The 11,730-nt window shown below is 33.5% G+C and carries 6 protein-coding genes and 2 CRISPR repeat arrays; all 6 genes read right to left on the bottom strand.

Annotated features, from left to right (window positions below; all coding sequences use genetic code 11):
• Positions 1-53: 53 nt before the first annotated feature.
• Positions 54-455 (bottom strand): nucleotidyltransferase substrate binding protein, encoded by a 402-nt coding sequence (locus tag H0Z29_08460; protein MBO8131529.1) that lies wholly within the window; start codon positions 453-455, stop codon positions 54-56.
• On the bottom strand, positions 439-1,740 hold the full coding sequence (gene cmr1, locus H0Z29_08455; GenBank protein ID MBO8131528.1) for a type III-B CRISPR module RAMP protein Cmr1: 1,302 nt from the start codon (positions 1,738-1,740) through the stop codon (positions 439-441). The genes H0Z29_08460 and cmr1 overlap by 17 nt, the downstream gene beginning before the upstream one ends.
• 288 nt (positions 1,741-2,028) lie before the next feature.
• The gene (locus tag H0Z29_08450) at positions 2,029-2,184 is read right to left on the bottom strand and encodes a hypothetical protein (protein ID MBO8131527.1); all 156 of its coding nucleotides are present in this window, start codon (positions 2,182-2,184) and stop codon (positions 2,029-2,031) included.
• Positions 2,185-2,376: 192 nt separating this feature from the next.
• A CRISPR array of direct repeats spans positions 2,377-3,538; the repeat unit is 30 nt; unit sequence GTTTCAATTCCTCATAGGTAGGCTTAAAAC.
• Between the two features lie 168 nt (positions 3,539-3,706).
• A CRISPR array of direct repeats spans positions 3,707-9,673; the repeat unit is 30 nt; unit sequence GTTTCAATTCCTCATAGGTAGGCTTAAAAC.
• Between the two features lie 165 nt (positions 9,674-9,838).
• On the bottom strand, positions 9,839-10,102 hold the full coding sequence (gene cas2, locus H0Z29_08445) for a CRISPR-associated endonuclease Cas2 (GenBank protein ID MBO8131526.1): 264 nt from the start codon (positions 10,100-10,102) through the stop codon (positions 9,839-9,841).
• A gap of 18 nt (positions 10,103-10,120) precedes the next feature.
• Entirely contained in the window at positions 10,121-11,146 is a 1,026-nt protein-coding gene (gene cas1b / locus H0Z29_08440; protein ID MBO8131525.1) for a type I-B CRISPR-associated endonuclease Cas1, read from the bottom strand.
• Complete coding sequence (cas4, locus tag H0Z29_08435; protein MBO8131524.1) at positions 11,143-11,646, bottom strand: CRISPR-associated protein Cas4; 504 nt, start codon at positions 11,644-11,646, stop codon at positions 11,143-11,145. The genes cas1b and cas4 overlap by 4 nt, the downstream gene beginning before the upstream one ends.
• Positions 11,647-11,730 lie beyond the last annotated feature (84 nt).

The following is an 11,730-nucleotide window of genomic DNA, read 5'->3' as shown; positions in this document are numbered from 1 at the left end:
GACCTTGAATACCAAAACATTTATCAACAGGATCGTGGAGAAATTGTTTTAGTTTAATATTCCACATCATTTACTCCCTTTTTTATAGAAATATAAAGGTTTTCAAATGCCTCTATGTATTTACTTCTCATTTTCTCAAAAACTTCTCTTGATTGTTCTGATGTGTATGTATGGACAAGCTGATTCCTTACTCCTATCATCTCAAGCCATACATTTTCGTCATTTATAAGGCCATTTTGATAAGCATACTTAAAGCAATCTCTAGGATTTTTGCATATAATACCAAGATTAGCTAAATATTCCTTTATAATCTTCCACGCAAGCTCATAACATAATTCAAATCTTTTTATTGCGCCATCTATTTCCAAATCTGTTTTGGCATTATTAGTAGCTTCTATCAGATTCCTATAAGTCCTTTCGAAGTCTATAAAAATTGCTTTAAGTCTTTCGCTCATAAAGGCTAATTCCTTCTCTTTCAATTTTCTCTTTTAGCTTTTGATCAGCTTTAGCAATATTTACTATATCAATATTTCCCTCAATATCGTCTGGGTATTCACCATATACAGCTATATCTATATCCGATTTTTCATAAAAATCACCCCTTGCCTTTGAACCAAATAGAACTATTTTATCTGGATTAGTTTTTTTGATCTTCTCTACTGTTTTTAAAAGTTTCTCTGGTATAGAAAGAATAATTTCTTCTCCTTTTCTTTTTAACAAGTTCCAGAATTCATCAATTAAATTATACTCCGGTTTTTGGGTTCTTCTATCTCTGGATATCAATACAATACCTGGTGGCAAAAATTCCCCTGCTAATCTAATAGCCATCCAATAATAATTGTTATTAAATTTCATAACTTTAATAATTATAGGACTTGATCTGCGGTTTAATTTTAGCCTGTTGCCTAATCTAGCAGCAACTATTTTGGTGTTTCTATGCATTACGGGTAATCCAAACGCTCCTGTTAAAAAAATTTTGTTTCTGTTTTTTAACCTAAAATTGGAGTAAAGTGAACCTATATCGTTAAGAGTCTCTTTCCAATCTCTAAATGATTTGTTACTCAACATAACTCTTGAAATACTTAAATTACTGTAAGAATAGCAAAAATCTTTTGCTTTGCCACCAATCATTTCCTGTGCCCTATTAAAATTCTCTATTAACCAATTTTTAAGCGAATTATTTCCTTCAGGCACAAAGCTTAATCCAAAAGTTTCTCCAGCTTTTTCTTTAACAGATAAGCATCCTCCACCTCTTCTTGCCCTCGTTCCAAGTCCACCAAGATAGATTGTAAGCCAGAAAGAAGCAATGGTCTGCTTAAAAGTTTTTTCATCCATTGATGATAAAATAAAATCAAATGAAAACCCATCCTTTATAAATCCCCGCTCACTATTTCGTAATACTGTTGAATATAAAATGTATCCAATGCCTGAATGTTTACCATAACTCCATTGTAGGTTGTAATCGTTCTTCAAGTTCATACCGGAAAATTTTTTTAACATTTCTCTATCACAAACAATCTTTATATTTACCTTACTCTTTCCCTCACTTTCACCTGTTCCACCAAATATTTCAGCCTCTTCCTCTCTAAGTTTTGTAATATCGTTTTCCGCCTTAGCTGCTCTCCACCAGAACCTCATCATGCCCTTAAATTCCGATGGTCTCAACTCAGGTGTCCTTTTGTCTGCACCTGACATAAACATTGGTGTTACAACACTACATTTAAATTTTGTAGTATACATGTTTTATCTCCATCATGTGTTTAACACTTTTTATAGATTTGTTTTTTTATCTTTAAAAATCTCTCCAGATTCTTAAGACGAAAAAAATAAAAATTATTAATTTCAAAGTAAGAAAATAGATAATGCTTTTTAATAATTTATAACCTGCATTTTAAGTATAAATAAGAAATAGTATGATTAAAATATTGTGTATTTTTTATTTTGATAAGTTCTCTCATCATAAAAGCACGATGTGCATAGCAATGCATAATCCAATTCCGGTTTCCCATTCTAATTTTTTTATCATAATCATTTAAGCAATTTTCTCATACCTCTACCTGCAATTTTGCCAGCTTGACGGCGTATAATTCTTTTACCTGATTTTCCTTTTAATATTGCATTTATATCTCCCAGAATTCTTGCTAACAAATAGAGAAAACCCCTATTACTTGTTTTACCTGTCACTCTTATACCTCCTTATCAACACTATATTCTTCCATACTCGAACACTTTAAAATATAATATATTTTTCTTATTTGTCAATACTTTTCTGACTCATTTCATATGTAAGCTTAAAAGCTTGCTGGCTTGCCCCGAAGGTTCGATAGAACTCCTTCGGAGGGTCTCATAGAGACGGGCTTGATAGCTTGCTCGCTTGTTTCAATTCCTCATAGGTAGGCTTAAAACACGATAGGATAGTAAATCCTAATCATTAGGATAAGTTTCAATTCCTCATAGGTAGGCTTAAAACAATGAATATTATCCTGCGGGCATTCACGTTTATATGTTTCAATTCCTCATAGGTAGGCTTAAAACGGTGTGAATCACTTAGAGGCACTATTTGTTTTCAAGTTTCAATTCCTCATAGGTAGGCTTAAAACATTCAACAAATGCAGTTTTATCGTCATATGATGAGAGTTTCAATTCCTCATAGGTAGGCTTAAAACGCTCTCTTTCATTGCAAATCACGGAAAGAAGCAGAAGTTTCAATTCCTCATAGGTAGGCTTAAAACTTGAAAAATACAAAGACCAGATTAAACGTTCTTTACCTGAGTTTCAATTCCTCATAGGTAGGCTTAAAACTCATAGCTATGGCAGTAGGTTTGCTAGGGGAGAACCTGTGTTTCAATTCCTCATAGGTAGGCTTAAAACGAAATCGAGGTAAATGCTGAAAAATGGACGGTGCAAAGTTTCAATTCCTCATAGGTAGGCTTAAAACAGATTATATATATTTTGAAAATGGATATTCAGGCGAGTTTCAATTCCTCATAGGTAGGCTTAAAACATATAATGCAAATTAGAAAGGAGGGATAATTATGGTGTTTCAATTCCTCATAGGTAGGCTTAAAACTAATCGACATATGCGATCAGGGACTTGGATAAGTGAGTTTCAATTCCTCATAGGTAGGCTTAAAACGCTGATTTCGAAAGTGATACTCTCCAGAATTATGAAGGTTTCAATTCCTCATAGGTAGGCTTAAAACCTTTTAGTTTTATTTCAACTTCATACAATCCATTAGAGTTTCAATTCCTCATAGGTAGGCTTAAAACAAGGGGATGTTCTGTTAAAAGTATATTAGGTGGTGTAAGTTTCAATTCCTCATAGGTAGGCTTAAAACTAGGAAAAAGCCTTTTTCATAAAAAAGATTGGGATTGGTGTTTCAATTCCTCATAGGTAGGCTTAAAACTTCTCTATTCTCTATTTCGATAGGGATTATGCTTCGTTTCAATTCCTCATAGGTAGGCTTAAAACACAAATTACTCGACAAAATATCGTTTAATAATTTGGGCTTCAATTCCTCATAGGTAGGCTTAAAACCTTAATAGCTAGCAGGCTTAAAGGCTTGCAAGCTTTTTAGCTTGTTCACTGTTTATATTTTCCTCAAAGATAGCAATACAACTTTACTTGCTTGCTGGCTTGCCCCGAAGGTTCGATAGAACTCCTTCGGAGGGTCTCAAAGAGACTGGTTTGATAGCTTGCTCGCTTTTTGCATTTCCTCATAGGTAGGCTTAAAACAAAGTATTTTTCCAATAAATAAGTTTGTGCCGAAAATGTTTCAATTCCTCATAGGTAGGCTTAAAACCATAGTTCCCTCTTTAGATATTTTTCTAATTTCCTCGTTTCAATTCCTCATAGGTAGGCTTAAAACATAACGAATAATATTAAGATCAGATATTGAATCAGGGTTTCAATTCCTCATAGGTAGGCTTAAAACGCAGGTTTGCGAAGCTGGAATAAAAGCCTTAAAACGTTTCAATTCCTCATAGGTAGGCTTAAAACCTGTCCTAAATCAGTCCAATTTACTCCCACATCGTAGTTTCAATTCCTCATAGGTAGGCTTAAAACACTACGGCCTTACATGGACAGATTTAGGGCAACAGTGTTTCAATTCCTCATAGGTAGGCTTAAAACATAAGATACCTGATATTAAAAGTAAGAAGTATTTGGTTTCAATTCCTCATAGGTAGGCTTAAAACAAATAATCCTTGATATTATTTACCAAACTCCAAGCTTCGTTTCAATTCCTCATAGGTAGGCTTAAAACACAATTTCCTATGGTATGCTTACAAAAACTATACCAGTTTCAATTCCTCATAGGTAGGCTTAAAACCTTTCTGGAAAAACTTTAATCCAATCCTTTTCCTTCTGTTTCAATTCCTCATAGGTAGGCTTAAAACCAAGACGTTGATTTAGGAAATTATAATCTAACTGCGTTTCAATTCCTCATAGGTAGGCTTAAAACATCGGATACAACTTCTATAAAGTCAAAGATTGGGTGTTTCAATTCCTCATAGGTAGGCTTAAAACCAATTCCACATTTAGGACACTTATGAATTCTATCAGAGTTTCAATTCCTCATAGGTAGGCTTAAAACTACTCACATTCTCAGATGAATTGTCAACCCAGTCATGTTTCAATTCCTCATAGGTAGGCTTAAAACGTGCTATAATTGAAGACGAAAAATACGCTTTAGTATAGTTTCAATTCCTCATAGGTAGGCTTAAAACTGCTGAGTACTCTACTTTTGCCATTTTAAGGTCCTCCGTTTCAATTCCTCATAGGTAGGCTTAAAACATACCATATATTAAACGAGCTCCATCACGTCCTTTTGAGTTTCAATTCCTCATAGGTAGGCTTAAAACAATAAGAATAAAAAAGGAAACTGATGAGAGCCTAAGTGTTTCAATTCCTCATAGGTAGGCTTAAAACTTTAGAGGAAATGAAATCCAGTTATATAAAAAGTTTTCGTTTCAATTCCTCATAGGTAGGCTTAAAACCTATACTACCTTTCCGTGATTCATCATATACTATACAGGTTTCAATTCCTCATAGGTAGGCTTAAAACTTAGGGAAACTGGAGGGGAAAGGGACATATTTTGTGGGTTTCAATTCCTCATAGGTAGGCTTAAAACGAAAAAGTCAAACCGAAGGAATTGATAAAAGAATATAGTTTCAATTCCTCATAGGTAGGCTTAAAACCTCTTTCTTCGTAGGATCACCATAACCTTTATAAACTGGTTTCAATTCCTCATAGGTAGGCTTAAAACTCCAGTATGCATTTCAACTGATAGAGCCTCAAAAATGGTTTCAATTCCTCATAGGTAGGCTTAAAACGCAGAAATTCCATATATGGTGAGTATGCAGAAATAGGGTTTCAATTCCTCATAGGTAGGCTTAAAACGAATGTCTTGGATGTGTTACACGTAGTTTATTATCTATGTTTCAATTCCTCATAGGTAGGCTTAAAACAATGAAGAATGGATGGTATCCTAAACAGAAATTGGGGTTTCAATTCCTCATAGGTAGGCTTAAAACTTTGACCGTTTCTCACTCTGGAAAAGAACCTTTTGGTTTCAATTCCTCATAGGTAGGCTTAAAACTTATTTCATCTTTATTAAAATCTTCTGTTAAAGAGGAGTTTCAATTCCTCATAGGTAGGCTTAAAACTTGAAATTCCCGAAGGGGAATATGAAGACAGAGAGGGTTTCAATTCCTCATAGGTAGGCTTAAAACCCAAAGATTTACAAATCTGACCATAGGTAGTAGCATTGTTTCAATTCCTCATAGGTAGGCTTAAAACTTTGGGTTATTAGCTGGGAAAAGAATAAAAAAGAACCAAGTTTCAATTCCTCATAGGTAGGCTTAAAACTTTGATAGCTTCGTAATCTTTATATCTGGAACGAATCTGTTTCAATTCCTCATAGGTAGGCTTAAAACTTGGGGATAAACTATTTGAATTGTTCAAGATTGCATAGTTTCAATTCCTCATAGGTAGGCTTAAAACAAAATTAGAATTAAAATTATGGCAAAATAAAAACCAGTTTCAATTCCTCATAGGTAGGCTTAAAACACATCCATACAAATTGTTTATTGTTGGAATTTTAGCGTTTCAATTCCTCATAGGTAGGCTTAAAACCTCTCATTTTGGTCCTCCAAGTAATATAATTCAGGTGTTTCAATTCCTCATAGGTAGGCTTAAAACTTATTAAACGTTATTAAAACAATTTGATAACATAGTGTTTCAATTCCTCATAGGTAGGCTTAAAACTAATACAATCTGCAGTACCCAAAATTATTATGATTTGTTTCAATTCCTCATAGGTAGGCTTAAAACCCCGCCTTCACTATTTACATTAATAACATCTTTTGTGTTTCAATTCCTCATAGGTAGGCTTAAAACGGCGGAATACTAAAATGAATATGACCGCCAAGAGGAGTTTCAATTCCTCATAGGTAGGCTTAAAACTATTGGAATCTATAGCCCACGAAACCACACATATTCGTTTCAATTCCTCATAGGTAGGCTTAAAACGAAGATTAAAAGGTGCTTTTTTATATTTCCCAAAATATTGTTTCAATTCCTCATAGGTAGGCTTAAAACCCAGCATCAAGAGTTGGAGTTCCTTCTTGTCCATAATTGTTTCAATTCCTCATAGGTAGGCTTAAAACAGGGTTTGTATGGACTTATCCTAAATGTGATGTTTATGTTTCAATTCCTCATAGGTAGGCTTAAAACCATCATTTTCGTATATAATAACAGCTTCACTACACAGTTTCAATTCCTCATAGGTAGGCTTAAAACATATCATTATACATATAATATGCTGCACCGAGAGAAGGTTTCAATTCCTCATAGGTAGGCTTAAAACAACCATTGAATGGTTAGGATTGAAATGGAACTCCAAAGGTTTCAATTCCTCATAGGTAGGCTTAAAACAACCATTGAATGGTTAGGATTGAAATGGAACTCCAAAGGTTTCAATTCCTCATAGGTAGGCTTAAAACTTCTAATTTTTCAGCTATGTTGTCCAATTTTTCACTGTTTCAATTCCTCATAGGTAGGCTTAAAACAAACGTTTTCGTATTTCTTAGATTCCTTTAAGAAATGTTTCAATTCCTCATAGGTAGGCTTAAAACAGAATCCGTTAGAAAGCAAATATCTAAAATCAAATCAGTTTCAATTCCTCATAGGTAGGCTTAAAACCTGGTAGTTTGGCTCAAGGGAATATAGCTTGGGACGGTTTCAATTCCTCATAGGTAGGCTTAAAACATCACAATACCGTTGAACGAATTCCCAGAAGGAGGGGTTTCAATTCCTCATAGGTAGGCTTAAAACGTAAGTGATAGTGGAGTTATTTCTCAAATAGATACAGGGTTTCAATTCCTCATAGGTAGGCTTAAAACTGGAACAATAACTAATAATGGAGATGGAACTTATACTATGTTTCAATTCCTCATAGGTAGGCTTAAAACTCAAAAAATTTTGCACCAGCCCCTGGTCTTTGAAAAGGTTTCAATTCCTCATAGGTAGGCTTAAAACAGAGTAAAATGAATTTCAAAAAAGAAACTATTAAGGGTTTCAATTCCTCATAGGTAGGCTTAAAACGGTGCTAATAAGATAATAAAGACTGCAAGCACTGGGTTTCAATTCCTCATAGGTAGGCTTAAAACATCGATCTTAACTGCTATATCTTTGAATTCTTTCATGTTTCAATTCCTCATAGGTAGGCTTAAAACACAATAGGTGATTATGCAAATGATAAAGGTATTCAAGTTTCAATTCCTCATAGGTAGGCTTAAAACCATATTCCTCCGGGGAACTGGAGAAAAAGTTGTTGAGTTTCAATTCCTCATAGGTAGGCTTAAAACTGTATGAAACAGAATATAATTTCGATTTGGAACACCTGGTTTCAATTCCTCATAGGTAGGCTTAAAACCAGGGACTGAAAAAAAGAGTATTTCAGGTGGAACGAGTTTCAATTCCTCATAGGTAGGCTTAAAACAATTATATGAGGATTTCAATATACCAATAGCACCTTCGTTTCAATTCCTCATAGGTAGGCTTAAAACGATAACCAAAGAAAAATAGATAACATAATAAAAATTTGTTTCAATTCCTCATAGGTAGGCTTAAAACGATAATACTTTTACTCGATTTTCTAATTCATAGTCAGTTTCAATTCCTCATAGGTAGGCTTAAAACTAGGAATTATGTTGGCTTTAATACTCTCGGTATACTGTTTCAATTCCTCATAGGTAGGCTTAAAACCCTTACGGAATGGGGGGTTTCAAATCTCCTCCTGATGAGTTTCAATTCCTCATAGGTAGGCTTAAAACCTTTTCCTTTTTTCAGTTTTAATATTATGAAGTTTGAGTTTCAATTCCTCATAGGTAGGCTTAAAACAACTGGGAAAATCATAAGAAAAAAGTCATTCAGGACAGTTTCAATTCCTCATAGGTAGGCTTAAAACATTTTAATTGATGTTAATCCTAAGGAATTAGATAGGTTTCAATTCCTCATAGGTAGGCTTAAAACTCAAGTCTACAACACTTACTTTCTTAACAATTTCGTGTTTCAATTCCTCATAGGTAGGCTTAAAACCCCTGTTGATGGTAGTTGGTATGAACAAGAGGATTTAGTTTCAATTCCTCATAGGTAGGCTTAAAACCAGAAATTCCATATATGGTGAGTATGCAGAAATAGGGTTTCAATTCCTCATAGGTAGGCTTAAAACGTGTTTATGCGGGATACAAATCGAAAGAACAACTAATGTTTCAATTCCTCATAGGTAGGCTTAAAACTTCCTGTCTTATCAATTCTAAGGTTTCAGGAATCTTGTTTCAATTCCTCATAGGTAGGCTTAAAACAATATTTGGTAAAAGTGAAGTCTGAAGTTCGGAGGTGTTTCAATTCCTCATAGGTAGGCTTAAAACGTAAATAAATTGCTTCATATATCCTTTATCACCTATCTCGTTTCAATTCCTCATAGGTAGGCTTAAAACTAGGTGAATGGAATGGAGAGAAGTATAGAGCGATAGGTTTCAATTCCTCATAGGTAGGCTTAAAACATCTGAAATCTTTAGTTTATTTTCTTTCTGTTCTGCGTTTCAATTCCTCATAGGTAGGCTTAAAACTTAACATCAATTAAAATTGAATCGTGAATTTGTCCTACGTTTCAATTCCTCATAGGTAGGCTTAAAACTATATTAAAAAAGGCAGATAAAATGAAAAAAACACAGTTTCAATTCCTCATAGGTAGGCTTAAAACTCAATTAGTGAGGAATAAAATGAAAGAACATGAAAAACGTTTCAATTCCTCATAGGTAGGCTTAAAACAAAAATCTCTTAAATCTTTCATTCAACTCCCAGTAATGTTTCAATTCCTCATAGGTAGGCTTAAAACCCAATTTATCATAGTTATTTACCTCGTTCTCATCTTCGTTTCAATTCCTCATAGGTAGGCTTAAAACATGTAAACCAAAATTATCATTATAAGAATATACAAGAGTTTCAATTCCTCATAGGTAGGCTTAAAACGGTCAAAAATCGCTACCTCTCCCGTAGCAGGAGAGGAAGTTTCAATTCCTCATAGGTAGGCTTAAAACAATTGGATTTATCCATACCAGAATTTGACCAAGAGTGTTTCAATTCCTCATAGGTAGGCTTAAAACCTATTTTATAATTCTATCAATTTTCAAATAATCGTCGAATTCTTACTATAAAATGATCTATCATAAAATTAAGGGCAAGAAAAATTACCACTTAAAAATTAGAGCTCTCGACGAGAGGATTTCTGTCGAACCCCTGGTTTTTTTACACTATCGTAGGTCGACAGATTATAATATATATTTTTCTCCACCCTTCTCCTGTCCTAGTATCTCGCGCGTACTATAGTTTAAAGTCCTAAATTGATATATCACAACCGAATCTTCTTCTTTTTTTATAATTCTTTTTAATTCCCCCTTTAATCGGACAAGATTGGCATTCGTTATCTCTCCTTCAAATACAGAATTTTGAACCCAATGTAGGTATTTCCTGCATGTCTTTAAGGTTTTTGCTACCCTTTTTTCTCCAACATCATAAACAAGTATTACATACAACGTTGCCCCCTATAATGTTTACCACTGAGCTACAAAAGGCTCATATTCTTTTTCTCCCATCAGATGTTTTTGAATTTTATAAGCCTCAAGCAATATCAGCTGTCGGTATGATACATTTCTTTTCAGTGTTTTATGTTTTATTGTATTTTTCATTCTATTATCAAATTCCTCAACAAATACTCTTCTTCCTTTATCATTTAAGACAATCCCTCCAACTTTTTCGTTACTTAACTCACTTAAAAACATATTATGATTTAGTACTCTCCTGTTGATAAGAGAAAATATGGTTCTATCCCCAATTATTGGTTTAAAAACTTCAGCTATATCAAGATTTAAAGAAAATCTTCTAAAATTACTACTATGAAGATAACCTACTCTGGGATCAAGATGGGTTTTATAAATTTCAGAAAGAACGACAGTATATACCAATGAATTACTAAAACTGATTAAAGCATTTATTCTGGATTTGGGTGGTCTCCTTGAACGAGTTTCAAACTTAAAATCATTATTTTCAATTATTTTATTAAAAGATTTATAATATATTTCCCTTATATTCCCTTCAACAGCCATAAGTTGAAATATTGGATCTTGTTCCTCATCTGTTTTAATTTCATTTATATTTCCTTTTAGATCCTCTATTGACGTGATATTCGATTCAAGATTTTTACCCCTTCTATTGTAATACTGCAGTACTTTAAGCATATTTTCTATTGCGCCATGTACAAATTTTTTTGCGAGATTAAATCTCTTGTTTTTATCAAGATAATGTTCAGCCTGTTTTATTATCATATACCCTGAATTATAATGTTCCCTTGGATAAAAAGAACCCATATAATATCCATAATGGCTGAAATAATGCAGAATTATCTCATGCTGAGATAAAAATTCTAAAAGTTTTTTATTAAAAGATACTTCTCCAAATATTAATATCTCATTACAATTTTCGACAGGGATATATTTTTTACCACTTTCATTTTCAAAATATAAAGTATTCCCCTTTCGCTTAATTTCTCCATCGGAAAATATATAAATAGTGCGTTTCATGACCAGCAAAACTCACGATAACCACATTTTGAGCAAAATTTTATTCTCCGAACTGGCGGTGGCAATTCCATCTGAATGATTGACTTTATCTGTCTTTGTGCAGAAATTAGTTCTTCCTCAATCTCTTTTGTTAGAGTTACAGAGACCTTTTTCTTTTCTTTCGGAAAAAGAAGCTCCCCGGTAGCAGAGATACCAAGTTTTTTTAATCTTAAGAGATAATAAGCAAGCTGCATCTTTGCACTTTTTTCAAAACGAGAACTTTTCTTAACTTCACAGATTACAACATTATCCCCCTCTTTTCTTAGCAGGTCTATTACAATGTTTTCAATACGAATTTCTTTTCTTTCTCTTTTATATGCTTCCTCTGAAATATATCTTCCAATGTCAATAAAGGGATTATCCTGCGAAGGCGTAAGCTGTCTGGACATAAGCCAAACCTCACGTGGACAGATGTAATAATACCAGATGAGGGTAGCATAAATAGTAGATTGAAATGTCATTTTATCCCATAAACTATTTATTCTCGCCGTTTCTAAAAATATAATTAAACAATACTATTTTTTAACCTATTAAAAATTCAAAAA

Source organism: Candidatus Neomarinimicrobiota bacterium (genome assembly GCA_017656425.1).
GTDB lineage: Bacteria > Fidelibacterota > UBA2242 > UBA2242 > B5-G15 > JACDNV01.
Note: the sequence above shows the minus strand (reverse complement) of the source record. Positions and strands in the feature narration are given on the sequence as shown.